Origin of the sequence: Pseudomonas sp. B7(2017) (assembly GCF_002112745.1) — a bacterium.
Classification (GTDB): domain Bacteria; phylum Pseudomonadota; class Gammaproteobacteria; order Pseudomonadales; family Pseudomonadaceae; genus Aquipseudomonas; species Aquipseudomonas ekonensis.
Genome location: NZ_NEIP01000023.1, coordinates 34,924 through 60,521, shown reverse-complemented (window position 1 = coordinate 60,521; position 25,598 = coordinate 34,924). Strand labels below are relative to the sequence as shown.

At 63.3% G+C, this 25,598-nt stretch carries 20 protein-coding genes; 8 read left to right on the top strand and 12 right to left on the bottom strand.

Going from position 1 to position 25,598, the window contains the following annotated elements; all coding sequences use genetic code 11:
- Positions 1-26 precede the first annotated feature (26 nt).
- From CAG29_RS26365 to CAG29_RS26340, 6 genes are all read left to right on the top strand, one after another.
- The gene (locus tag CAG29_RS26365) at positions 27-911 is read left to right on the top strand and encodes a TatD family hydrolase (RefSeq protein ID WP_085586538.1); all 885 of its coding nucleotides are present in this window, start codon (positions 27-29) and stop codon (positions 909-911) included.
- Positions 908-2,140 (top strand): metabolite traffic protein EboE, encoded by a 1,233-nt coding sequence (gene eboE, locus CAG29_RS26360; RefSeq protein ID WP_085633739.1) that lies wholly within the window; start codon positions 908-910, stop codon positions 2,138-2,140. Before CAG29_RS26365 ends, eboE begins: the two co-directional genes overlap by 4 nt.
- Positions 2,130-3,575, top strand: a complete 1,446-nt coding sequence (locus CAG29_RS26355; protein WP_085695382.1) for an alkaline phosphatase family protein — start codon at positions 2,130-2,132, stop codon at positions 3,573-3,575. The genes eboE and CAG29_RS26355 overlap by 11 nt, the downstream gene beginning before the upstream one ends.
- Positions 3,554-4,693: a hypothetical protein gene (locus CAG29_RS26350; protein WP_085695381.1), complete on the top strand. Its 1,140-nt coding sequence runs from the start codon at positions 3,554-3,556 to the stop codon at positions 4,691-4,693. Before CAG29_RS26355 ends, CAG29_RS26350 begins: the two co-directional genes overlap by 22 nt.
- A 10-nt stretch (positions 4,694-4,703) precedes the next feature.
- Positions 4,704-7,079, top strand: coding sequence for a hypothetical protein (locus tag CAG29_RS26345; RefSeq protein ID WP_085586546.1), 2,376 nt, complete (start codon positions 4,704-4,706; stop codon positions 7,077-7,079).
- Between the two features lie 72 nt (positions 7,080-7,151).
- A complete protein-coding gene (locus CAG29_RS26340) occupies positions 7,152-8,201 on the top strand; it encodes a hypothetical protein (protein ID WP_085695380.1) in 1,050 nt (349 codons plus the stop codon).
- 25 nt (positions 8,202-8,226) lie between these two features.
- On the opposite strand, the gene CAG29_RS26335 is transcribed toward CAG29_RS26340, so the two are convergent.
- Positions 8,227-8,769 carry a hypothetical protein gene (locus CAG29_RS26335; RefSeq protein WP_085586551.1) on the bottom strand — a complete coding sequence of 181 codons (543 nt, stop codon included), beginning with the start codon at positions 8,767-8,769 and terminating at the stop codon, positions 8,227-8,229.
- Between the two features lie 78 nt (positions 8,770-8,847).
- Positions 8,848-10,107, bottom strand: a complete 1,260-nt coding sequence (locus tag CAG29_RS26330; RefSeq protein WP_218189833.1) for a CdaR family transcriptional regulator — start codon at positions 10,105-10,107, stop codon at positions 8,848-8,850.
- A 252-nt stretch (positions 10,108-10,359) separates the two neighbouring features.
- Between CAG29_RS26330 and CAG29_RS26325 the strand changes: the two genes are divergently transcribed.
- Positions 10,360-11,229 carry a phytanoyl-CoA dioxygenase family protein gene (locus tag CAG29_RS26325; protein ID WP_085633745.1) on the top strand — a complete coding sequence of 290 codons (870 nt, stop codon included), beginning with the start codon at positions 10,360-10,362 and terminating at the stop codon, positions 11,227-11,229.
- 62 nt (positions 11,230-11,291) lie between these two features.
- Here the strand turns inward: CAG29_RS26325 and CAG29_RS26320 are convergent, their stop codons facing one another.
- The 8 genes from CAG29_RS26320 to CAG29_RS26290 all read right to left on the bottom strand — a co-directional run bounded on the left by CAG29_RS26320 (position 11,292) and on the right by CAG29_RS26290 (position 21,533).
- On the bottom strand, positions 11,292-12,263 hold the full coding sequence (locus CAG29_RS26320; protein ID WP_085695379.1) for a YCF48-related protein: 972 nt from the start codon (positions 12,261-12,263) through the stop codon (positions 11,292-11,294).
- Positions 12,264-12,273: 10 nt separating this feature from the next.
- Positions 12,274-14,688, bottom strand: coding sequence for an RND family transporter (locus CAG29_RS26315; RefSeq protein WP_085695378.1), 2,415 nt, complete (start codon positions 14,686-14,688; stop codon positions 12,274-12,276).
- 8 nt (positions 14,689-14,696) lie between these two features.
- Entirely contained in the window at positions 14,697-16,340 is a 1,644-nt protein-coding gene (locus CAG29_RS26310) for a DUF1302 domain-containing protein (RefSeq protein WP_368665201.1), read from the bottom strand.
- A gap of 26 nt (positions 16,341-16,366) precedes the next feature.
- Positions 16,367-17,788, bottom strand: a complete 1,422-nt coding sequence (locus tag CAG29_RS26305) for a DUF1329 domain-containing protein (protein WP_085695377.1) — start codon at positions 17,786-17,788, stop codon at positions 16,367-16,369.
- A 423-nt stretch (positions 17,789-18,211) separates the two neighbouring features.
- Complete coding sequence (locus CAG29_RS28610) at positions 18,212-18,358, bottom strand: hypothetical protein (protein WP_170930403.1); 147 nt, start codon at positions 18,356-18,358, stop codon at positions 18,212-18,214.
- Positions 18,359-18,439: 81 nt separating this feature from the next.
- The gene (locus CAG29_RS26300) at positions 18,440-19,102 is read right to left on the bottom strand and encodes a hypothetical protein (protein WP_085633753.1); all 663 of its coding nucleotides are present in this window, start codon (positions 19,100-19,102) and stop codon (positions 18,440-18,442) included.
- A gap of 48 nt (positions 19,103-19,150) precedes the next feature.
- The gene (locus CAG29_RS26295; protein ID WP_085586566.1) at positions 19,151-20,521 is read right to left on the bottom strand and encodes an FAD-binding oxidoreductase; all 1,371 of its coding nucleotides are present in this window, start codon (positions 20,519-20,521) and stop codon (positions 19,151-19,153) included.
- Between the two features lie 124 nt (positions 20,522-20,645).
- Positions 20,646-21,533 carry a phytanoyl-CoA dioxygenase family protein gene (locus CAG29_RS26290; RefSeq protein ID WP_085586568.1) on the bottom strand — a complete coding sequence of 296 codons (888 nt, stop codon included), beginning with the start codon at positions 21,531-21,533 and terminating at the stop codon, positions 20,646-20,648.
- A 401-nt stretch (positions 21,534-21,934) separates the two neighbouring features.
- Here CAG29_RS26290 and CAG29_RS26285 point away from each other — a divergent pair, with 401 nt between their 5' ends.
- Entirely contained in the window at positions 21,935-22,546 is a 612-nt protein-coding gene (locus tag CAG29_RS26285; RefSeq protein ID WP_085586570.1) for a TetR/AcrR family transcriptional regulator, read from the top strand.
- Positions 22,547-22,830: 284 nt separating this feature from the next.
- Here CAG29_RS26285 and CAG29_RS26280 read toward each other — a convergent pair whose 3' ends face one another.
- Both CAG29_RS26280 and CAG29_RS26275 read right to left on the bottom strand, forming a co-directional pair.
- Entirely contained in the window at positions 22,831-23,706 is an 876-nt protein-coding gene (locus tag CAG29_RS26280) for an alpha/beta fold hydrolase (protein ID WP_085586572.1), read from the bottom strand.
- A complete protein-coding gene (locus CAG29_RS26275) occupies positions 23,703-25,229 on the bottom strand; it encodes an NAD(P)/FAD-dependent oxidoreductase (RefSeq protein ID WP_085586574.1) in 1,527 nt (508 codons plus the stop codon). The genes CAG29_RS26280 and CAG29_RS26275 overlap by 4 nt, the downstream gene beginning before the upstream one ends.
- Between the last annotated feature and the right edge of the window lie 369 nt (positions 25,230-25,598).

Genomic DNA, 25,598 nt, shown 5'->3' with positions numbered 1-25,598 from the left:
GCCTGTGCCTTTGACGAGGAGTCACCATGCCCAAGTATTTCGATCCGCATATCCATATGGTCAGCCGCACCACCGACGACTACCAGAACATGGCGGCCGCCGGCATCACCGGGGTGATCGAGCCGGCGTTCTGGCAGGGCCAGGCCCGAACCAGCGTCGGCAGCTTCGTGGACTACTTCGACACCCTGCTGGGCTGGGAACGCTTTCGCGCCAGCATGTTCGGCATCCATCATTTCTGCACCATCGGCCTCAACCCGAAGGAGGCCAATGACCTGTCGGTGGCGGACGAAGTGCTGAAGATACTGCCGCGCTATCTGGTGAAGGACGGCGTCGTGGCCGTCGGCGAAATCGGCTACGACGACATCACGCCCGCCGAGGACCGTTTCCTGTGCATCCAGCTGGAGCTGGCCAAGCGGCACAAGCTGCCGGTGCTGGTGCACACCCCGCACCGCGACAAGATCGGCGGCACCAAACGCACCCTGGCCGTGATCCGTGAAGTCGGGATCCCGGAACATCAGGTGATCATCGATCACCTCAACGAACTGACCCTGCCGCTGGTGATGGAGACCGCTTGCTGGCGCGGCCACTCGATCTACCCCAACACCAAGATGTCGGAAACGCGCATGGTCGCGCTGCTCCAGCAGTACGGCACGGACAAGATGGTGGTCAACAGCGCCGCCGACTGGGGCATCAGCGATCCGCTCAAAGTGCCGAAGACGGGCCAGGCCATGCTGGACGCCGGCTTCAGCGAGGCCCAGGTCGAAAAGGTGCTGTTCCACAACCCGGTGGACTTCTTCGCCCAGAGCGGCCAGCTCGACAAGGCCCTGGTCAGCACGCCGCTGCCCATCGACCAACGTAAGCAGTGGCAAGAGAACTCCGCCCTGCGCGGTCAGGATCCGGTGATCAAATGAGCGCAGCCGCCGGTTGGACGGCCGCCCAGGTCGGCTATTGCAGCAACGTGCACCCGACCCGTGACCTGGCCGGGCTGCGGGCCTCCATCGAGCGGCACTTTCAGGGCGTGCGCCGGCTGCGCGGGTTGAGCGAACAGGACAGCGGCCTGTGGATCTGCGCCCGCGCCGCCGCCGAGCTGCGGCAGGCGCCGGCACGCTCGCAGTTCCTGAGCCTGCTGCAACAAAAAGGGCTGAGGCTGACCTCGCTGAACGGCTTTCCCTACGGGCAGTTCCATGACGGCGCGGTGAAGGCCGACGTCTACCTGCCCGACTGGTCCATGCCGGAACGCCTGGACTACAGCCTAGACCTGGCGCACCTGCTGGCGCAGGCCTTGCCGGCGGACTGCCCTCAGGGCGTGATCTCCACTGTCCCCTTGGGGTATGCCACCCGCTGGAGCCCGGCATTGCAGCAACGGGCCGAGCATCAGTTGCGCCAACTCACTGCGTCGCTGGCCAAGCTGCACCGGGAAACGGGCAAGAAGATCGTGTTCTGTCTGGAGATGGAGCCCGATTGCGTGCTGGAGAACACCGACCAGGCCCTCGCGTTCTTCCGCCATTGGCAAGCCGTCGATCCGCACCATGATCACCTGGCGCTCTGTTTCGACGTCTGCCATCAGGCGGTGATGTTCGAAGACTGCTATCAGTCGCTGAGCCGGTTGCGCCAGGCCGGGGTGCCGGTCGGCAAGATCCAGCTGTCCAACGCGCTGATCTGCCGCCTGGCCGGTCTGGACGAAAACCGCGCCCGGCAAATCCTCGACGTGTTGAGCGCGTTTTCAGAAGCCACGTACCTGCATCAAGTCAAGGCACGCGATGCCGAAGGCCGCTTGATGGCCTGGCCGGACCTGCCCGCTGCGCTCGACGATTGCGCGAAGCATCCGGGGCGATACCCCGAGCTGAGGATCCATTTCCATGTGCCGCTGTTCAGCGAACACTTGCTGCTGCCAGAGCTCAGCGGCAGTCAGATCGCCTTGGCGCAGACCTTCGATTACCTGGCCGACCACGGGGACTTTCGTCCGGTGCTGGAAGTGGAGACCTACAGTTGGGGCGTGTTGCCCGCGTCGCTGCGGCCCGCCGATGAGCAGGCGCTGCTTCAGGGGATCGGCGCCGAGCTGCGCTGGGTCGAGGCGCAACTCCGTCAGCGCCGCCTGCTGAAAGCCCACGCACAGGAGATCAGCGCCGATGTCCTCTGACCGTCCGCGTCAACCGTTGCTGCTGATCAACGTGGTCGGGCTGACCCCGGCGCTGCTGGGGCCCAACACGCCGCACATCAATGCGCTGCTGAAGACAGCACAGATGGCCAGCCTGCAACCGTCGTTTCCGGCCGTCACGTCCACCGTGCAGGCGTCGATCCTCACCGGGCTGCCGCCCTCCGGGCACGGCATCGTCGGCAATGGCTGGTACTTCCGAGACCAGGCCGAAGTGCGTTTCTGGCTGCAGCCCAACGCGCTGATCCAGGGCGAGAAGGTCTGGGACGTGCTCAAGCGCGAGCTGCCGGGGTTTCGCTGCAGCCAGTTGTTCTGGTGGTACAACATGTACGCGGACGTGGACGCCTCGATCACCCCGCGCCCGCATTACCCGGCCGACGGCCGCAAGCTGTTCGGCCTGTATTCGTCGCCGCCGGGGCTGCACGAACGCATCGAGGCGCAGATCGGCGAGTTCCCGTTCCCGGGCTTCTGGGGACCGGCGGCCGGCATCGCCTCCAGCCGCTGGATCGTCGATTGCGCCCTGCTCGAATTCCGGCTCAACCGGCCCGACCTGCAACTGATCTACCTGCCGCACCTCGACTACAGCCTGCAACGGGTAGGGCCCGATCATCCTTCGGTCGGCGCCGAAGTGCAGGCCATCGACAGCGAGGTCGGCCGCCTGCTGGACTTCGCCCGGGAACAGGGCGCGGCGGTGATGCTGCTGTCCGAGTACGGGATCGAAGCCGTCGAACGTTCGGTGTCGATCAACCGCACACTGCGTTCGGAAGGCCTGCTGCAGGTGCGCCAGTCGCTGACCTGGGAGCTGCTGGATCCGGGCGCCAGCGCCGCCTTCGCGGTGGTCGATCATCAGGTCGCGCACATCTATGTGAAGCACGCCCGCGACATCCCTAGGGTCAAGGCGCTGTTGCAGCGGGAACCGGGCATCGAACAGGTGCTGGACAAAGGCGAACAGCGCGCCCGGCAACTGGATCACCCGCGCAGCGGCGAGCTGGTGGCCGTGGCTGCCGCGGGACACTGGTTCGACTACCGCTACTGGCTCGACGACCGCAAGGCGCCCGACTTCGCCCGCACCGTGGACATCCACCGCAAGCCGGGCTACGACCCGCTGGAGCTGTTCATCGACCCGGCCATCCGTTTTCCGAAACTCAAAGTGGCGCGCCGCCTGCTGCAGAAGAAGCTCGGCTTTCGCTACTACATGGACCTGATTCCGCTGGACACGGCACTGGTCCGCGGCAGCCATGGCCGGCCGCCTGCCGACGAACAGACCGGCCCTTTGCTCATCACCGATTGCGACTTGCCGTTGCCGCAGCGTTTGGCGGCGACGGCGGTGCAACAACTGCTCCTGCGGCATTTCCTGGGGCAGACCTACACCCACCTGGCCAATGCCAAGGAGCTCACATGCGGCGAGCCATCTCCATAACCGTTCTCAGTACCCTGGCAGGATTAGCCCAGGCGGGAACGAACGACACCTTCGATTGCAGCAACTTCCTGCAATTCGGCGGCGACCTGAACAAGACCCGGGCCGAATTCGCGCAAAGCCCGGAAACCATGAGCTGGAACTGGTTCGCCTGTCTGAACCAACCGGCCTCCGCGAACAGTCCCGACCGGGTCTGGGAAACCATGAAACCGTCGGATCAGGTGTACCTGAGCAACGGCGCCCAGCCCCTGCCCTACGCCCAACGCGTGCCGACGCCCCAGGCCGTGCTGGACAAGGCCACGCAGCAGCAGATGAACCTGAACCGGGTGTTCCACAACCTCAACGCCATCCAGCAGGTGGACGGGCTGATCCTGGAAATGGGCGGTGACGTGCCGGAGGCCGAGCGCGGCAAGCCGGTGCGGTTCCAGTTGCTGATGGGCGAAGGCACCTTCGACTACATCGTCGAGAAGCAGGTCTACAACATGAATGGTCAGTACGCGCTGACCAGCAACCTGGCCTTCCCTTCCGACGCCTGGGAGCTGAAGTCCGGCTGGCTGTGGATCGGCAATGACCCGGCCTACCAGAAGCGGCTGGAAGACGACGGTTACTACATCGGCCAGGCCTACTACCAGGACAAGGACGGGTATCAGGTCGGCTACGCCGCGCTGAGCGCCCTGCACGTGATCAACAAGCTGAACCCCGGCTGGGTGTGGACCACCTTCGAGAACCGCAACAACAGCAAGTACACCGTGACCAATGCGATCCCGCCCACCCCGATGACCAACAGCACCGGCCCCACCCCGGCGGCGCAGCCGGTCAACACGCAGTTCCAGGGCCAGTTCCCGCAGTTGGCGCAATACGAACAGATCGGCACGCAGATTCGGACGACCCCCACCCTGCTCGCCAACTCTCAGCTGGAGTCGGCCTTCCAGAGCCAGTCCTCGTGTTTCGCTTGCCACGACACCGCCGCGTACTCGAAGAAAGACGGCTACTTCAATTTCGCTCTGAAACAGCAAGGAGGCATCGTTTACCCCACTGCCTTGGTGCCGGCATCGGATTTCGCCGGTTACAACAAACTGGATTTTGTCTGGTCGCTGAAGCGCGCCCAGTGGCAACGCTAAGGAGCATGACATGAGCGTACTGAACTTCCCCCGCATCTACATGAACGGCCATATGTTCTGGAACCCGCCGACGGCCAACAACAACGACACCTACCCGCTCTACGACGCGGTGAAGATGGAGATGAACTGGCGGTTCCTGGAGCACTACAACGTCACGCCGGAAAACGCCGCCGCCGACCTGATGCCCTGGATCATCACCCCACGGGTGCTGCACGAGGCACCCGCCTACGTCACCCAGGTGCCGGGCAACGTCGGCATGAGCTCCCCCACCATGCTGCCCGGTGAATGGGATCTGTTCGGCGACAACGCCTGCGGCACCGTCAACTACGACCAGACCCGCTCCGTCATCATCGGCGGCGAGTTGCCCAACGGCGGTTACGTCGATCAGGATCCGCTGATCAACCAGACCTACAACCTGATCGGCAACCCGTTCGGCAGCACCAGCCCCACGGCGGCCCGCTTCGTCGACGTCAGCCCCTGGGAGAACACCTTCACGGCGCTGTACTTCGACAAACTGGTGCTGGGCGACGACCAGTGCGGCCTGACGCTCAACCGGCAGTACCGGATGCTGGACCGCTTCCTCAACTTCAACTGGGCGGCGACGCTGCGCGGCCTGATCTACGTGACCGTCACCTGGCAAACCTGCTTCCCGAGAGAGAACCTGAACTGGGCCGTCGGCGATTCGGCCCTGCTGCGAAACCTCAAGGAACAGATGGAACAGCAGAACGCCCAAGGCTTGATGTTCCGGTTTTCCTCCTACCTGACCTGCTACGACAGGAACGGCGTGTTCAACAACTACCCCTTCGTCGATACCCGTTCCGATTCGCCCTTGGCGTTGGCGAAGCTGCAGGACATGTACCAGCAAGGGCTGGACAACGTCGGCAGCATTTTCTTCAACCCGGCCTACAGCCGCACATCAGGCACCCTGGGCCTGTGGCTGGACGGCGAGTACCCGACGGCGCCGTCGGGCCGGCGTCTGGTTCCGGCCAAGCCGGTTCCCGTCACCGGCATCGGACAAGCCGACAACAAGGTGACGCTGGGCGTCATCTCGGCGCAGGCCCATGGCGACACCTTGTCGCTGGATCTGTTGAACACCTTCCCCAGCTACGCGTTCGACTCGAAGGCCCCCATACCGGTGGCGGAAAAGTTCGAGGCCGGCAACTACAAGCTCGGGATACGCCAAGGCGACCAGTTCACCCCGTTGGCGGGTTTCGGCTTCAAGGAATACCGGCAGTCCGAGTTCGACAAACGCTCGGGCATCCTCGATCTGCCGCTCGACGCCGAGGCGCAGAAGCAACTGCAAAGCGGCACCCTTGAGCTGCAATTGCAGACGTCTCCCCCCGTGGTGGCCGCGACCCAGCAGATGTGGACCGCCGAGGTGGTCGAAAGCGGCAGCTTCATCGACGTGGGCGAGAGCCGCACGCTGCACATCATGGTGCAGCGCGACGGCCAGCCCGCGCCGCAAGGCACCGTGCTGACGGTGGCGGAGTACAACAACCCGTACCTTGTGGGCACGTCCGATTACTACCTGGCGTTCAGCAACCCGGCCGACTTCACTCTGTTCATCGATCATCCGCAAGACCGTTCGAAGAACACCTCCAACCTGCCCCAATTCGAAGGCATGCCTGCGGTTGCCCGCAAGGTCAACGAAGGTACGGGCCGTCAGCTCGTCGCGACCCGCGAAGCCGTGTCGTCCCCCACCGAGCAGCCGGTCAGCTACCGGCAGTACCTGCCCACGCCAGGCTCGGTGGCCCTGAGCCCCTGCCTGTCGTACGAGAACCCCATCCTGGCAGAAGGGCAACTGAAGGATGAGCCCAACGGCTCGGTACAGTACAGCTACACCCGGATCCAGACCGACGCCAACGGCGTTGCCCGGTTGACCGTCACCGGACGGGCGGCGGGCTTCCCGACCCTGCGTTTCTTCTTGCACGACAGCGGGCAGCCGCCGGCCATCCCCTTCAGTTTCGAGACGGGGCAGGCCTACCTCGACTTCCTCTCGCCGCTGCGCGTCCTGCCGCGGGAGCCGCAGATGGAGCAGGACTTCGTGGATGCGTGGAACAGCATCTACCGGCAAGCCGACGCCGGCGAGCTGATCTGGACGACCTTCATCTACCCGCGCATCCTGGAGCCCTTCTATTACCTGTACCCGATCATGAACAAGTACATGCCGCTCAATTCGCTGCCGCGGATCGAAGGTGCCATCGACCAGTTCATCGTGCTGATCAGCAAGGAGTACCAGGAAGAAAGCACCCTGGCGATGCCCATCACCCGGGACCTGCCGCAGAGCCGGCGGGCGATCCTGGAGCTGTGGGCGAACGCGCTGGTCAAGCATAACTACCCACCCGTCCCGCTCAGCCTGAGCGACTACCCGCCACGCAAGGCCTGAAGCGGCAGCGCTTCACGCAGGAACGCCGGGTGACAGGCCTGTCACCCGGCGCTTGTCCACGGAGAGAGACCCATGCCTATGCACATCCCGGCGCAGCCCCACGAGGTTCTGCGCCCCCAGACGATCATCGCCGAAGGCCTGCTGAACCCCCGCGGCGTCTGCGCCGAGGCCGACGGCAGCCTGCTGCTGGCCGAGGCCGGTTCCGGCCTGCCGGACGAACCGTTCAGCGGCCGGATCAGCCGGCTGCGGCCAGATCCGCACACCCCCGGCGCTTACCTGCCACGGGAAACCCTGGCGCAGGGTTTCCGCGCCATGAACATGCAGGCCCGCATGCTGCGGGACGAAATCATGGGGCTGTCGGACATCGCGTTCGGTGACGACCGCTGCCTGGTCAGCCAGACCGATTACGTCGAAGGCTCCAAACTGCTCGACCTGCACTACAGCCCGCCGGAACCGGTGTGCCACAGCCGGGGCAACCTCAACGCCCTGTGCTACCACCCGGGGCGCCGCAGCTGGCTGGCAGTCAAGCCCGATACCAACGAACTGGTGGCGTTCAGGCCCGGCCAAGAGGAACGCGTGCTGGTCCGGTTGCCCGACCTGGATCAGGGCCAGGAAGCGGTGCCCGTCACCCTGGTGCACGAACCGGCGACGGACGCCGTGCTGATCAGCCTGTTCTCCGGCGAACTGCACGGCGATCCGGATCGCAAGGGCATCGACTTCGCCGACAAGGCCGGCCAGGTGGTCCGGGTGTGGCCGGACAGCGGGCAGATCGAGCGCCTGATCGACGGCCTGCAACTGCCCACCGGGCTGGCCCTGAGCCCCGAGGGGGATGTACTGGTGCTGGAACTCTGCGAGCGCCTGCAGCAACCCTTGACCGCCGACTGGCAAGGCGAGCCCCGGCACGGCGGCTTCACCCGATTCAGCGGACGGCTGCTGCGCTGCGACCTGACAACCGCCCAAGTGACCGTGCTCGCCCGCGACCTCGACACCCCCTCCAACCTGTGCGTGCTGCAGGACGCGGTGCTGATCAGCGAAGGCATGGGCCTGACGGGCCGGCCGCTGCCCACGCCGGAGGGCGGCGTGGTGCCGCTGCGCGGCCGGTTGCGTCGGGTGCAACTCTAAAGGGGAAAGGCCCTGCGCCGAAACCTCAAATCAGGAATGAAGCCCCGGTCATCAGCAGCCCGAAGATCAGCAGCATCGTCGTCACCCGCGTGCTGACCCGAAGCTTGGGCTGATGCTCGACCACTTTGCCGACCGCGAAATACAGCCGTTCGAGTATCTGCTGCTCGTCGAGGTCCTTCGACTCGAAGATCGAGTCGATCACCGAGCCTGCATTGGGAAACGGATCATGCAGGAACGGCGCCGCGTCGAACGCGCCTTGCTGCAAGGCGCGGGCCGAGAGCATGGCGGAAGCCACCAGCGAGCCCAGGGCCATGACCGCGCACCCCGCCTCCAGCGCAGTGATCATGTCGAGGCTGGCGGACACGCTGAAGCGCAGTATCGCGCCGTACAGCGTCACTACGCCGGCCAACGCGCCGAGCGACAGCGTGAACATCAGGCGCAGGTACACCGTCACCAATCCGCGCGAGACGGAAATTTGCTCAAGATAGATTTTGACCAGCGTTTCGATGGTCAGGCGGCGGGCTTCGAATGCGAAACGACGTTCTTCTGCCGGGGTTACGGGGTGCATCGACAGCTCCTCAAAAACAGCAAACAGGGATGATCAACAATATAGGAACCAAATGGCAGAACCGTGAGCGGAACCGACTCACGCAAGGCTGTCGTCTTCATTCAGCGGGGTGTTCCAGATCAACAGTTCAAGGGCTGCGGCAATCTGGATACGGTGGTCGGCAAACTCGATGGGCAACAGGTCCTGGGCCCGCTCCAGACGGCGCAGCAACGTATTGCGGTGGGTGCCCAGGGCCTCGGCGGTCTGGGTGATGTTGCAACCGTTGGCCAGGAACGCATGCAGTGCGTGCTGAAGCACCGTGGACTCGGTCGCCAGCCGACCGAGGGTACTCACCACAAACTGCTTGGACGCCCGGGCGTCCTGGGTCATGAGGGAAACCATCCGCACCTGGTCGATGCGGGTGACCGCCGGCGCGCCGGCCAGGCGCCCCACCAGGCTTTGCGTGTTCAGCGCCTCCAGGTGCGAACGCCGGAAGCCGTTCAGGCCCGCCGCAGGAGAGCCGATGGCCGCGCGGATCTTCGGGAACTGCTGAACCACGCCCTGCAGCAAGCTTGGGTCCAAAGGCTTTGCCGCGCCGGCCCAGAGCCAAACGGTGGCGGGACCTGCAAACACGATCAGGGGCGCCGCGGTGCCGGTCAGGCGAGCCAGGGCGCGGGCCATCTCTTCCAGCGGGCGGATCTCGGCATCCTGGATCTCGCTCCAGATGACGTAGGCATAGTGTTTCTGCTGGAGGGAGTAGCCCAGCCGCTGGCTCAACTGTTCGGTGTCCACGTCGCGGCCATCGAGCAGCCGCGTGACCAGGCTGCGCTTGTCGATGTGGTCGTGGTGGGTCAGTGCGCTCTTTTCTTCCAGGACGATCTGGGTGATCACCCGCATGTTGCCGGCGATGAACTCCGAGATGGAGCGGGACGACACCTCCAGCAACTCTTCAAGCAGCACCGGATCCTGCGTCAGGCCGAAGGCCATCTTCATCCACATTTCCCAGGCCGCGCTTTGCGTGGTTCTGGCGGAGTTCATCAGGACTTCCGACAGCCCTCTGCGCGCCAGCTCCCGGGCGGTGTCCACCATGTCGGCGGACACATAAACCCCCACCGGCTCGCCAGGGCGCTGCATGTTGGCGTTCGCCCAATGCAGCAGCTCCGAGCGGTTGGCCCGTCGGCACGCCGCGAGGATCACCGGATCCTCCAGCAGCTTTTCGTCCTCGGGCGACGAAAACAGTGACTGGTTCAGGCGCTCGATCCATTCCGGCGGCAGGCTTTGCGCCCTCTCCGCGCCTTTGCGCATGAGCTCGCGAACGGCTTCCGACGGGCGTGGCCAGGGCTGTGCGGTGGTGTTCATGTGATGTTCAAATCAACCCAAAAAAGCCATTGGAATGGTGCACTTTGTATCTTGTCGAAAGTGCCCGGCAAAAATAGCATGAACCCACTGCCTGAACCAAATGACCCTAACGAAGCGCCCTGCTTCTGCACATTTGTCTTGAGTTCAGTGCAGTCACTTCCGTAACGGCCGGCCTGTCCAGTGACGCAGTTCAATGCGTCTCTGAGCGCCCGCCTGCGCGAAATCCGTTCCTCTTTAATTGGAGTCGCTTCAATGTCCAGCGATCGAAATTCAACCGCCAGCCTGCCTATCGTCACCCGCTCAAACTCAGCGCAGGAAATCGTCTCGCTCAGTGACGGCGCGGGTGCGGTCATCATCCGGGGCTTCATGACGCCGGAGCAAGTCGCGCGCATCAACCACGAACTGGACGCACCGCTTGCGGCGTTGAATGCCGGTTCGAAACATGAACTTCAGTTGGTCAAGGATTTTCATGGCTATCAAACCAAGCGGCTCACCAACCTCATTACCTACAGCAAGACATTCCGCGAAGAGATCCTCGATGACGACCTCTTCCACGAAATCGGCCGTGAACTTTACGAGTCGGAATGCGGCGACTGGTGGCTGACCACCGCGCAACTCATCGAGATCGGCCCGGGCAACACCGCGCAGATGCTGCATCGGGACTCGGCCCAGTACTATCCGTTCGTGGCCATGGACAAGCATGCACCGCGAGCCATCACCAACCTGATGCTGGCCCTGACCGACTTCACCGAAGAAAACGGCGCCACACGGGTGATTCCAGGCAGCCAGGATTGGGACAACTTCGAGGATGTGGGATCGCCCGAGATGACCATTCCCGTCGAGCTGAAGGCCGGTGACGCCGTGCTGTTCGGGGGCAAAGTGGTTCATGGCGGCGGCGCCAACGTCACAGCCGACCAATTCCGTCGTGGCCTGACGATCCCGCTGCAGGCCTCGATCTTGACGCCCGAGGAAGCCTATCCGTTGATCGTGCCGCTTGAAGTGGTCAGAACCCTTTCCCCTCGCGTGCAGAAGATCATCGGCTTCCGTTCGCAGTACCCCCTTGCCAGCCCGGGTCTGTGGCAGCATGACTACGCGGACCTGGCGGATTATCTCAAGCTCTGACCTCAAGCTCTGACCGATGCAAAAGGTTCGGGGGAAGGCAACCGCCTTCCCCCGAACCGTTTTCACTGCCCTGTCGACGACGTGAGCAACACGCCACGGCGGGAAAACAGCACCGGCGCCCCTTGCGGATCGAGCAGCGCCGCCGTCAGCGAAAGTCCATCCACCGACTGACTCTCCTCGAAGCGCTCTCCCCCATCGCTGCTCTTCATCATCAGCCCGTCCAGCCCGACCGCCAGCACCCGACCGCCGGACACCGCCACCGACGTGACGGAGCCTTTGCTCTGGGTCGGCACTCGGCGAAAATCCTTGCCCTCGGCCGTGCCGTGCATCAGCGTGCCGCGCTGGCCGCCCAGCAACAGGCTGCCGTCTGCCAACACGGCGCCGGACCACAGCGTGCCTTCGTAACCGGTGCTGATGTACCGCCAGCTTTTGCCTTCATCCTCGGAAAGCAGAACCTGGCCGTGTTCGGCGGTGGCATAGAGCTTGTGTTGGCCATCGGCAAACAGCCCCATCAAATTGAGGTCCGCTTTCTTCGCGCCCGGCGGCGCTTGCAAGGTCTGCTCCGTCCACGTCAGCCCGCCGTCCTCGGTGGTCAGCACCAGGGACCAGAGCCCCACGGCGACACCTTGTTGGGCATTGAAGAAATGCACGGCGAACAGCGGCCGATCCTCTTCGTTGGACATGCGCTGGACCTGCCAGGAGTCGCCGCCGTCCGCAGTGACCAGGATCGCGCCCCAATGGCCCACGGCCCAGCCCCGTTTGGCGTCGACGAACGACACCCCCGTCAGCGGCGTGGACAACGGCACCGAGCTGGCCTGGCGAAAGCTTTTACCGTGGTCGTCCGACAGCAGCACGATCCCGTGGTCGCCGACCGCGACCACCCGCTCGCCGGCCCAGACCGCATCGAGCATGGTGGCATGGCTGGCATGTTCCGACTGCACCGCCGGCACCACCTGCAACGGCGAAGCCTGCAAGGAAAACGGCGGCAGCATCGCGGCGATCAACACGCCGATGGACAAAAAACCGTTACGCATGACTCTCTCCTCAATGCATCAGCACGCCGATCATGCGCACGGGGCGCCTGCGCGGGAAAACCCGTTCCAGCCAGACCGCAAAGGCCGGCAGCACGGTCATGGCCATGACCATGTTGACGATGAACATGAACGCCAGCAGCTTGCCCATGTCGGCCTGGAACTTGAGGTCGGAGAACGCCCAGGTGGCGACGCCGATCGCCAGGGTGATGGCGGTGAAGATGGTCGCCATGCCGACTTCCAGCAACGCATGCTCCACGGCTTTGGTGATGGGCTGGCCAAAAGCCTGGTGCAGTTGCAGGCGGTTGTAGATGTAGAAGGCGTAATCGACGCCGATGCCCACCGCCAGCACCATCACCGGCAAGGTGGCGATGGTCAGGCCGATCTGCAGCTCCTTCATGAACCAGTAGCCGATGAAGGTGCCGATGGTCAGCGGCAGGCAGCAGACCAGCACCGCCCGCCAGTCGCGGTAGACGACGAACACCAGCAAGGCGATGGCGGCGTAGACGTACAGCAGCATCGGGGTTTCGCTCTTCTCCACCTCTTCATTGATGGCGGCCAGCACGCCGGCGTTGCCGGAGGCGAGGCGCACCGTGACGTCGGGGGACGGGTTTTCGCTGCGCAAGGCCTTGGCCGCGTCCACCACCCGGTTGATCGTGGTGGCCTTGTGATCGGCCAGATACAGGTGCACCGCCGACATGCTGCAATCGGAACGCATCAGCCCGGGTGTGCGCGCGACTTCGGTGGCCAGTGCGGCGTAGTTCATCGGGTCGATGGGCACCGCGCCCATCTTCGGGTTGCCTTCGTTGTAGCCCTCGTTGAACTGGCGCATGGTGGACGAGAACGAGGCGACGGACAAAACCCCGGGCACGCCCTGCATGGCCCAGACGAAACGGTCCTGGTACTGCCCCGCCGCGACGTTCTCGCAGGCAGCCTGGCTGTCTTCGCCGGTGCTGTCGCGGTTGGCCTCGAACACCACGCTGAGCCAATCGAGGCCGATGTCGTAGTTGCTGGCGATGGACACGGCGTCGCGGTTGAAGCGCGAGTCTTCGCGCAACTCAGGGGCGCCGGCCTGCAGTGTGCCGACGACCCGGTCATGGCTTTGCCAGATCGCCACCACGAAGACCGCCAAGGCCACGCCCAGCACCCACTGTGCGTTGCGCCGCTCGGCGAGCCGGCTCAGGCCGTGCAGCCAGCGGGTGCGGCGCTGGCGGGAGACTTCCTGCGCGGCAGCGTACTTGTCGTCCACCTTGAGCAAGGACGCCACCAACGGCAGCATCACCAGGTTGGTGACGATCTTGTAGGCCACACCGAGCGACGCGGTGATCGCCAGCTCCCGCACCATGGGAATCGGGATCAGCAGCAACGTCACGAAGGACACCAGCGCCGTCACCAGCGCCAAAGTGCCGGGCACCAGCAGCCCGGTGAAGCTTGCGCGCGCCGCCTGCTCGGCGCTCTTGCCGACGGCGATCTCACGCACGATGAAGTTGATCTGCTGCACGCCATGGGACACCCCGATGGCGAAGACCAGGAACGGCACCAGCACCGCCAGCGGATCGAGGCCGTAGCCCAACAGGCGCAGGCTGCCGAACTGCCACACCAGCGACGCCAGGGAGCACACCAAGGCGAGCAAGGTGAAGCGCAGCGAGTGGCAGTACCAATAGACCGCGGCCGCCGTCAGCAGCAACGCCAGCAGGCAGAACTCCAGCACCGCCGAAGCGCCATCGGCGATGTCGCCGATCTGCTTGGCGAAGCCGATCATCTGGATCTCGAAATCGCCGTCCTCGAAGCGCTGCCGGACTTCCTTCTCCAGCGCGTGGTTGAACGCGACGTAGTCCAGGTGGGCGCCGTTGGCGTCGAACTCATTGAGCTCTGCGGTGATCATCGCACTGCTCTGATCCCGCGAGACCAGGGTGCCGATGAAGCCACCCTGGGCGCTGGAGTTGGCGATGGTCGCGATGATTTCATCGTCCAGACGTTCGGGCGTCACCGTCCCCGGCACCAACGGGTCGGCCCGGAAGCCCTCTTCGGTGATCTCGTTGACGAAGGCATTGGGCGTCCACAGCGAACGCACGCTGCTGCGGGACACGCCGGGCAGGAAGGTGATCGCCTGGGTGACGTCGTAGAGCCGCTTGAGGCCCGGCGCGCTCCAGATCGCGCCGTGGCGGGCCTTGACCACGATGGTCAGGCGGTTCGCGCCCATCAGGTCGTTGCGGTAGGCCTCGAAGGTCTTGATGTATTCGTGGCCGATGGGCAGTTGCTTTTCGAAGCCGGCATCCATGCGCAGCTGCACGGCGAACCACGCCATGATCAGGGTGAAGACGGCCAGGCTCGCCAGCACCAGCCGGCGATGCCCGAACAGGACGCCCTCGACGCGCGGCAGCAGGCCGCGCGTCCTTGCTTCAGTCAATTTCACAGAACCATTCACGGCAGGCCTCACAATGAGCGGGAGATCGCGATGCCGACATAATCTCGGTCACGGTAGAGCTGGTCGTAAGGCGTGTCGCCGCCCATGAACTTGGCGTAGTTGAGGTTCACCTGCCAACTGGCCGGGTTGCGCACGAAGTTGAGGTACAGGTTCATGCTGCTGGCGTCTTCCGTGAAGGTGGCGGTGAGGTTCGGCGTGCGCCCCCCCAGCGAGCGCGAGTAGAAGATCCCCGGCGTGACTTGCCAGCCCGGCAGCAACGTACCGTCGTAGGTCAGGCTCATGTCCAGGTTGATGCCCGAGGACGTCTTGTTGCCGTGGGCCTTGGGCGGGATCGCCGGATCCAGTTGCCACGTGTTCAGACCGGGCGCGAGCGGCTCGCCGTTGACCTCGTCATGCAGCCCCGGGTACTTGATGACCACCAGTTCCGACAGCAAGGTGCCGGTGCTGGCCCCGGTGAAGTCCAGCAGCGTCGGCGAGTTGGACGGCGTGAAGCTGTACAGGCCGGTCAGGTGCCACTGGAATTTCTTTTCGTCCTTCCAGCATTTGCCGCCGTTGTTCGCGCACAGGTCGACGACCGGATTGAGCATCACCGCATCCTTGGGCCGGTACGACAGCTCAGTGCCGACCGCCCAGTCGCCGATCGGCATGTTCGCGCTGACGCCGTACATCATGCGGTCTTCCTGGTACTCCCAGGTGGGTGCCACGGCGAAGGTGTTCGGATCGAGCGCCACGCTCAAAGTCGGCAACTTGTCGTGGTAGCGCATCACGTACAGGCCGTAGTTGATGTCGCTGTCCTCCGGCTGCCAGCGCAGCGAAAGGCCCCACTGGCCGCTGTCGCGGGCCTTCTTGTCGGAGAACCCGTAATCGCCCATGCCCTTGCCCGGGCCGTTGCTCGTGGACCAGTAGCTGCCCACCGGCGGCAATTCGCTCTTGTTCCAGCCGAACTGGTAGTAGGTCTCGATGTTGAGCCCCGAGCCCAGGCCGGAAGCGACGCTGAGCATCGGCGCCGGCAGCACGGCCTCCTTGAGCTGGACGCCGGGGCGCGCCAGGGCCTGGTAGTCGTAGGCGTTGGTGTTGTTGATGCCGCCGGCCACGAACAGGCTTTCGCCCCAGTTGATCACCTGGTTGCCCAGGCGCGCCCGGACGCGCTGTTCGCCCACGTCGAAGCCCTTGCTCACCCACAGGTCGAGCAGTCGGGCCTTGAACGCGAGGTCGTCGTGGGCAGAGTCGCTGAGGCCGTCGCTGCCGACGCTCGCGGGGGTGTTGAAGGACTGGGTGCCGGTGGTGTCGGTGGCGGCGAAGTCGCGGATCCAGCTGCCGCGCGCCAAGAAGCTGACGTCGTTGGGCATTTTGAGCAGCAGCTCGTGCGTGCCTTTGAGGTAGTTGGTGAACAGGTCGCCGCGGTCGTAGTTCAGGTCGCCCTGGTCGGCGACACCCGAGCTCTGTGCCAGGCAGCCCGAGGGCGCGTTGTGCCCGGTGACGCCCTGGTTGATCAGGTTGCAGGCGCGCGACTCCGTGCGCAGGCCCATGCCTGCGGTGATCGTGGAGTCGAACGAGCCGCGGATCGTTTCGGTTTCAAACGTGAAGCCCATTGCAAATGGGGTGGCGCACGCGATGACAAGGCCTGAAGCTTTCGTAATTGTTTTTTTCATGCTGGCTCTCGATCTGACGACGTTCGTTAGCGTTCGCTGATGGCTCGCAGGTTATCGGAGGTGAAGAAATCCCTTTTCAGGCGCGGGCTGGCGTTGTCCTCGGTGAGCCAGCGGATGTCGCTCTTGCCCGCGCCGACCGTGGTCATGTCGAAGAGGTAGCGGCCGTCCACCAGGTTGTACTGGATCTGGGCTTCCACATCGCAGGTGCCGGTTTCGTACACGGGCGTGGAGAGCCCTTCGCGCACTTTCCAGATCTGCCCTTGCTTGTCGTAGTCGACGGCCATCACCGCGTTCCAGCTGTCCTCGTCGATGTAGAACAGACGCTTCGGCGCCTGGTGGCGCATGCCCTGGCGCACGTTGGCTTCGACGACCCAAACGCGGTGCAGCTCATAGCGGCGTGCCTGCGGCGCCACCGAGTCGTTGCCGGCGAAGGCTTCCACTTTGGCGGCGGTGTCGTAGGCGCCGAACATGTTGTAGGGCACCAGCAGCTCCTGCTTGCCGACCAGCTTCCAGTCGAAGCGGTCCATGGTGCCGAAGAACACGTTCCCTTCATCGACGGTGTACTGGTTGTCGAGGCCGATCTGCGGCGCGTCGTAGGAGTACGACGGCATGCGCCGCACACGGCGTTGGCCGGGGAAGTAGTAGAAGGTGGTGGCCTGTTCGCCGGCGACGGCGGTCTGCACCGCGGCCTGACCGGCCAGCGCCGCCGGCTCCAGGTAGTTGAAGAAGGTGGCGTTCTCCAGGCGCCCGACGGACGAGAACAGCGCACTGCCCTTCTTGCCCCACGGCGTGAAGAAGAATATGTCCACCGACTGGCGTGACCACTCCCCGCCCTTGCGCGGCGAGATCCCGGAAACGCTGCGCGGGATTTCGACGCCGACGCCGCGGTAACGCATCTTCATGTTCCACATCACCTCGGCGCCGTTCTTGGGGGCAGGAAACGGAATGCCGGGCACATGGGCTTCTTCGAGGGCGAGCCCCGCGGCGTCAAGCTTGGCGAAGCCGATGTTCTGCTTGGTGTTCTCGGCCACGAAGTCCGGCGCGCCGCAGGTGCGGCGGGTCTGGTAGACATCCATGCGGTAGCCGGGAATCTTCTTGAACAGCTCAAGCTGGCCGGGAGACAGCTTGGCGGCGTATTGGGCGACGTTGTTCGAGTCGATGCTGTACAGGGGCTTGTCGCCCTTGAACTTCCAGAAGTCGCCACGAACCTGCCCGTAACTCCATCCCGCGCCCTGGGGCCCCGGCTGCGTCCAGGCCGGAATGTCTCCGCTTTTGCTGGCGGCGACCTCACCGCCCAAGGGGGTCAGCTTCGTCCCCAGCATGGCGGGCTCCACGCTCTCGGCCTGGGCCGAAAACACCACCGTCGCTACAGCGATCCCCACGATCAGTTGCCGGATGGCATGACGGGGAAAGACTGCGCCTTTTGGATGTTCAACTACGTCATTCATTGCAAGATCCTCAGGGGGCTTTAACCGGCGGCTCGACCGCCAAATGCAAGAAAAGCTGGATGCCTCATGGGTAGATCACCTGACATGATCATTTGATCAAGTCCGAAGATCAGAAAAGCAAGCCATATGCCAAAATCCGGGGATTTGGATTTTTCGCCGGCGTATCAATGGGTTATGGGTTGGCTGTGAATTTGTGTGCGTCGACGGCCCGCACTGCTCTGTAAAATATGGAAACACCTGTTACGAAGATTCACTCGACCCTTCGGGCCCCAAGGGCCATTTCAGGCCCCACTCCGTACGCACCCGGTGTTCCGCCTCGCGCTGCCCCGCCACGGGGCGCCCCGATCCCTTTTGCACCGGCTTAGAACCTTCTGTGTCGGCGCGCGTCGGCAATTCGAATCGGGTCGGGCTGTCCTGCCCGCTTCACATATGCTTGAAGAGATCGCTCATGCTGACGATCGGATGTTTGGTCGGCGGCATGGGTGACGGCCTCACAAACTCTGTTTTCAGTACGTAGATGGTGCTCAGGGTCAGGGCGACGCCAAAGCAAGCGAATCCGAAACGACGCATGGCAAACCTCCAGAATCAACCTTGTTATTGTTTGAACTTGATTGCTGTCCTACACATCCGCCTCATCGCGAGGCTTGAACCTTACCTGGCGCCCAGCAGCGAGCGGGAAGCCACTTTGCGGGTTCGCTCCAAGGCGCCGTAGGCGTAATACGACTGCACGATCGAATAGGACCAGGTCAGGAAAGCGAGGGTCATGAACACCAACTTGGTGTCATCCCCGGCGATGGGGAAGAAGTCGTACCTGAGCGCGATGGTCAGCCCCGCCACCCCGCCCAGCGCGGTCGCCAGCGCATGGAAACCGGCGCCTGCGCGCACCAGCCGCCACGTGAAGTAGCACAGGTACACGGTGTAGAGAGACCACATCACCACGTAGAAGTAAGGAAGCGCCCCTTTGGTGAAGTCGGACAGGTAGTAGAAAAAGGTCGCGGCAAATCCGCCGACGAACAGCAGGATGTCTTTCGCCCGGGATGGCTTGTAACCATGGGTGACGGCCATCAACCCCAGCGTGGCGATGATCGGCACGCCGACGCCCCGCGAAAAGGCGTCGAGAAACAGCGCGACCTCGTAATTGCCTTTCCAGCCCGTGGCGATGTAAGTGGTGAAGTTCGTGGCAGAGATGCCCACGATCAGGAACTCCAGCCCTAGCAGGTAATTTCCTTTTCTGATGAATCCCACCCCGTAGCACAGCCCGGAAATCACCAGGACAATGCACGAGACCAGTGCGCACGCATCGATCAGTTCCACAATGACAGCCTCTTATAGTGTTGTGGCGCCTTACCTGCGCCAGGGTTTTCAGCGCTTGCGGGCGCTGTCCTCGCGGACTTTGCGGTTGGTTCGTTCATCCATCCATTTGGCCGCCGCAAACGCCGTCTTCAACGCGCACCACTGGAACGGCTCGGGCAGCATCGAAGGCGTCTTGTGCTCCAGCGCCGTCAGGTGCGAGGGATCCGTGCCGTTGATCCGTGCGGCGAGGTACGAGCCCATCACCGATTGCGAGGCCAGGCCGTGGCCGGAGCAGCCCGCCGCATAGAAGATGTTGTGTTTCTCGCCGGTCGTGCCGACCACGGGCAATGCGTCGTAGGCCGCGCTGATGTAGCCGCTCCAGCAATGCTGGATGCCGAGGCCCTGCAAGGTGGGAAAGCGCTCGCGCAGCCCGCGCACCAACGCGGCATAAGCGCTGTCGTCCGGCACATTGGGGGTCTTGGAACCGTAGGCGTAGCCCAGCTGTTTGGTGGTCAGCACCATCGTGTCGTGGGCGGTCAGGCGGTGGCTCTCCATGGTGAAGTGCGGGGTGATCAGCCCTTCCCGGTTCTTCCAGCCCAGGGACGCCAATTGCTCCGGCGAGAGTCGCTGGGTTTCGATCGCCGACACCCGGATCGGCGCCACCTTGTTGCGCAGCAGCCCCAACTGGGGGGTGTAGGCGTTGGTCGTCAGCACCATGACCGGTGCGGTCGCGCTGCCCGACGGGGTCTTGCAGGTGATGGACGGTCCTTCGCTGAAGGACAGCAACGGCGTGCGTTCGTACAGTTTCACGCCGGCGGCGAGCGCCGCGCGGCGCAGGCCGGAGATGTACTTGCCGGGGTTCAGGGTGCCGCCGCATTGCCCGCTCCCGAACAGGAAGGCCGGCGGGATTTCACGGGCACGCATTTCCGCCGGGTCGATGAAGCGCGTCACCGAACCCAACTCATGCCCCAGCTTCATGTTGGCGCGCAGGCGCTTTTCCTGGGAAGGATGGACCGCTGCGCGGATGACGCCGGAGGGGTTGTAGTCGCAGTCGATGCCCAGCTCCGTCAAGCGCCTTTCCACATAGATCACCCCGTCGTCGTAGAGCCGGACGAACTGCCGGGCCCTTTCCAGTCCGACGCGTTTGACGAAGAGGTCAAACTCGATGCCCATGCTGCCGAGCAGATAGCCGGCGTTGCGTCCGCTGGCGCCGAACCCGGCGAACTCCTGTTCCAGGACAATGACCTTGGCGCCGGCCGCATTCAGTTCGAGCGCAGTCGACATCCCGGCGAAACCGCCACCGACCACGATCACATCGGCCTGTTCGTCGCCGACGAGTTCCGGTTGCAGGTCGATCGGGCGCTCCACCCAGCCGCCCAGGCTGCGAAATTTCAGCGGTCCGGCACCGCTGTTGCCGATCGCGTTGTTTGAGGCATTCATCTGTTTCGCTCCTCTGTGCATCCATCCCATCGGGCACGACGGCACGCGCCGCCCAAAGGGAGCGTGTCGTCGCCGTTCGGTCAGCGGGCTGACCGTGTTGCCGGCAGGGCCTTTCTGTGGGGGCTTAGATGCCTTTCCCGACCTCGGAGAAGGACTCCAGGGCAAGCAGTTCTTGTGGGTCCCGCATCTGCCCGTCGATTTCCACCCAGCCGAGCAGCGTGCTGCTGGCGCTCCAGCCCAGCAGGCGTTGCAGCTCGCTGGGCAGTTGCCGGACGCGTTCGATCGGGATCGACAGAAAATGGTTTTCTTCCAGCCGCAAGAAGGCCAGGTCGTAGGCCATGGTCAGGCCGGTGCGTGGCTGCGCCGTGGTGTTGGCCCCGCCGCCGTGGTACACCGAGCCCATCCACAACAGTGCGGAACCGGCCTTCATCTCGGCCGCCACGGTTTCTTCCTGGGTCGGCATGCGCTCGTCGTCCCAGGTGTGGCTGCCGGGGATGACGCGCGTTGCGCCGTTCTCTTCGGTGAAGTCGGTGATGGCCACCATAATCTGCAACCGGGCCTCGCGGCCGAACTGCGGGTGACGCCAGAGCGAGGTGGCATCGTCGCGGTGCAGAGGCTGCAAGCCTTGCCCCGATCCGATCTGGATCGCCTGGGTCATGCTCAGTTGGATGTTGGGTTCGATCGGGATGCGGTCGCTGCCCACCCATACGTGGGTCGGGGTCTGCAGGATTTTTCTGGCCGTCTCGATGAAGAGCGGGTTCAGCGCGACCTCGATGGCGGTGTCGCTGCGTTCGAAAATGCGCGCGACACGCCGGGTCTGGGTGCCCGCAAAGTAGGGATCGACACCGCAAGGCGTGGCGTTCAGGTAACGGTCGAGTTCTTCTTTAAGGGCCTGCAGCGTTTGCTGCGAAACAAAATCGGAGATGATGACGCCGCCGTCACGCTTAATGGTTTCGACCACCGCCTCGACAGAATCGCTGCTGCTTAAAGTCTTGAGTGTGAGTGTTTGCATTTATCAATTCCTGCCTATTGGATTTCACGTCAGAAAGAGGCCGTTCCACAGACTTGGCTATATAAAGGACAATTTTGATCGCTCGATATGATCATTTGACCAGGTCGCTTGATTAAAGCAATACACATGCCATTCTTTGAGGAGGCGCAAAACCGAGAAAGTTGAATGCCTGAACCCTGTAAGTTGGATATAAGCGATACCAACCTACCCACTTTTTTCCGGAGTTCTCTTTGATGTGTCACTTCAGGCCGGGTACTTACGAAACACTCACATGGCAGGAAAGGAAATCATTGATCCCTGCCCAAGCACGCATGGATTGAGACGCAGCCATGCGTTAGCATCCATCCCCGCAGACACTGAACCGGGTTACTGACGGAAACACCGAAAAGGAGGCTGAGCCTATGGCCAGAATGGGCGCGGAAGTGCGCAGACAAGATTTCATCGACGCCACCGTGAAGGTGATCGCGAAGTACGGCGCCGCCAACGCGACGACTCGCCGGATCGCCGCAGAGGCCGAGTCTCCGCTGGCGTCGTTGCACTACACCTTCCACACCAAGGATGAACTGTTCTATGCGGTGTACGAGTCGCTGATCAACACGCCGCAACAGGCTTTGGAGCAGATTCCGACGGGCGCCACCGCCGCCGAAGCCGTGGGGGAAATGCTGCGCCAGGCGGTCGACTGGTTCATGACCCACCCTGATCTGGCCATTGCGCAGTCCGAGCTTTTCACCTGGTCGTTGCGCAACAATCCGGCCATGGCGACCCAGATCTATGCCGATGCCGGCCGGGCGACAGAGCAGGCCATCGAAAAGGTCGTGGGCGCGGGGCTGGACAAAACCGCGTTGGTCACCGTCAGCCGTTTGCTGATCAATCTGCTCGACGGGCTGCTGGTCGCTTGGTCCGCCCACAGCGACGCGGAGCGTCTGAAGACGGACACCGACGCGGCCTGTCAGGCATTGAAGCTGTTGGTGGCGACTTTCGAAAAGGCTCCCGAAGCAGCCAGAACGTCATAAGAAGCCGGCGCGGGACCCTGACGCTCAGAACTTTTCAAGTTTCCGATTGCGTCTGTCCCCTGCCCGCTCGACAGCGTTGTCGAGAAATAAACATAACGCCGGCGCAATAGAGAGCAGGCAACTTCAAGTCGGTGAGAAAGTTATAAAACGAGTGCGCAAAAAATAATGACTACTTGAACGCGTCATTTGAAATAAGGCAGGCGAAGCAGAAATAAAAAAATTCAAACGTGAGCATGTAAAAAGAGGGGAGCAAACTGCACTCCCCTAAATGAGACAAATGCTGCTTACAGCATATGCCCTGCCAATAGCGAAAGTAGCGTGTCGTTTAGCGAGTTGGGAAAGTCATGCCCCATGCCCGGCAGAAGAACCAACTTCGATCCGGGGATAGCGTCGGCGGTGGCGAACCCTCCGCTGGTGGCGACCATCAGATCCTTATCCCCGTGAATGACCAGTGTGCTGCACCTTATTTGCTTCAGTTCATGGGTGCGGTCACCCGAGTTGATGATGGCGCCGATCTGCCTGGCGGTTCCCACATTGTTCAGCTCATCCCCTCCCCGACCCCAGGCTTGCGCGGCATAACTGCGCAAGCTGTCTTCGCTCCACTCCAGCGTGGAGCCGATGACGCGCATGATGTCCACATAGTCCCGTACGCTTTCCGTCTGGTTCCTGGGCGGGCGACGCAGCAGCTTCATCAGCGCCTTGAGTGCCGGCTGCCCCACGCGGAGCGATCCGGTGGTGGAAAAAATCGAGGTCAGGGTGATGACCCGCTGCGGGTAACGCGCCGCCAGCGTCTGGGCGATCATGCCGCCCATGGACATCCCCACCACGTGCGCTGCTTCCAGCTGCAGGCTGTCCATCAGCCCGATCACGTCATCCGCCATGTGGCCCAGGTCGTAGCCGTCAGTGGCCTTGCGGAAAAACTGCTGCAAGACCGTCGGCGGCGTCGCATCGGTGAAGAAGGACCGGCCCGAATCACGGTTGTCCAGGGTGATGACGCGCAGACCCTGGCCGACCAGGCCGGCGATGATCGCCTGCGGCCAGTAGGTCAGTTGCAGCCCCAGGCCCACCACCAGGATCACGGCCGGGTCGGCTTCAGCCCCGTAGCTGCGGTAACAGAGACGTCCCTTGCCCGCCAATTCACAGAAGTTGTCTTTGCTCATCGACCTTCACTCACAGGCTCCAGGCCGACGGTTTCCTGCCGGCGGACAGCAGGTGCCAAGGTGAACTTGAGGCAGTCTTCGGCCACCGTCCCGCGACGCAGCAGTTTGACGTCGCGGAAGTAGTCCATCGACATCACCCACGGCTCGCACGGGCCTTGGCGCGGCATGCCGTCCAGGGCGCGCTGCACGTAGCCGGCACCGAAGTCCAGCAGCGGACGGGTCTCGATCCCTTCAGGCGCCTGGGGCTCGCAGACGGTGTGGCCCTGCTCGTCCATGAAACCCAGCAGACGGCAGAAGTGGTCGCACAGCAGGCACACCTTCAACGTCCAGGACGAGTTGGTGTAGCCCACCGCGAAGGCGAAGTTCGGAACACCGGACAGCATCATGCCTTTGTAGGCCAGGGTCTGGCTCAGGGTCACCGGCTGGCCGTCCTTGTGCAGGGTGATGCCGCCGAAGAGCTGCACATTGAGCCCCGTGGCCGTGACGATGATGTCGGCCTTCAGTTCCTTTCCGGACTTGAGCAGCACGCCCGACTCGGTGAACCGCTGGATGTGGTCGGTCTCCACGGACGCCTTGCCCGCGCTGATGGCCTTGAACAGATCCCCTTCCGGCACCGAGCACAGCCGCTGGTCCCAAGGGTCGTACGGCGGGTTGAAGTGCACGTCCACCGGATAGTCTTTCGGCAGTTCCTGACGGGTCAGCCAAAGGAGCAGCTTGCGGGCGAGTTTCGGGAAGCGCTGGCAGAAACCCCAGAAGCCCAATGTGATTTTGGCGTTCTTCCAGCGGGTCAACGAATAGGCGGTCTGCGCCGGCAGCACTTTGCGCAGGAACGCGGCCACGGCATCCTTGGCCGGCTGATTGATGATGTAGGACGGCGTGCGCTGCAGCATGGTGATGCTGGCCACCTTGTCCGCCATGGCCGGGATCAGCGTCACCGCCGTGGCGCCGCTGCCGATCACGACCACGTGCTTGCCGGTGTAGTCCAGGTCTTCCGGCCAGTGCTGCGGGTGAACGATCTGGCCCTTGAACTGCTCCGCGCCCTCGAAGCGCGGGCTGAAGCCTTGGTCGTAGCGGTAATAGCCGCCGGCGCCGAACAGCCAGCGGCACTCAACCGTACGGGTGACGCCCAGGTGACCGTCCTCGACCTGAACCGCCCACAGGCCTTTTTCGCTCTGCCAGTTGGCCGACACGACCTTCTGCTGGTACTGGATGTAGGGCTCCAGCCCGTACTCGTCGACCGTCTCGCTCAGGTACTCGAGGATGTCCTTGGCGTCCGCCAGGGATTTGTCTTTGGTCCAGGGCTTGAAATCGAAACCGAAGGTGAACAGGTCCGAGTCGGAACGGATGCCAGGGTAGCGAAACAAATCCCACGTTCCCCCCGCTCGCTCACGAGACTCAAGAATCGCAAAGGCCTTGCCCGGCTGGTTGCGTCGCAGATAAGCCGCGGCGCCGATGCCGGACACGCCAGCGCCCATGATCAGGACATCCAGCGGCTCGGTGGGAAGAACTGCGTGAGAAGACATGTCGCCTCCTGTTGTTGTGTTATAGAGACCTGATCATGTGATTTGATCATGCGATCATGGTAAGTCGCGCTGTCGCCACGCAACAAGGTACAAAATGCACCACGATCCGACTGCTTTGGTGCAATCTGCACAACAAACAAGCAGCCCCGCAACTTCCCCCTCTGTGCGCTCGCGTCAAACTTCGTGTTTCAGGGGGAGCAATGAAGAGTCTTGAGGACTGTAGCCGATCAGCAGACAACGGCCCGCCTGCGGCATCACGCCGCGAGCGAGCATCGAGAGAGACATTGAGGAGGTGTTTCGAGGAAGTATCGCGAGGAAAAGCAGACCACGCGCCAGGCTCAACCGCCGGCCCGTGGCCTCATGCAGCGG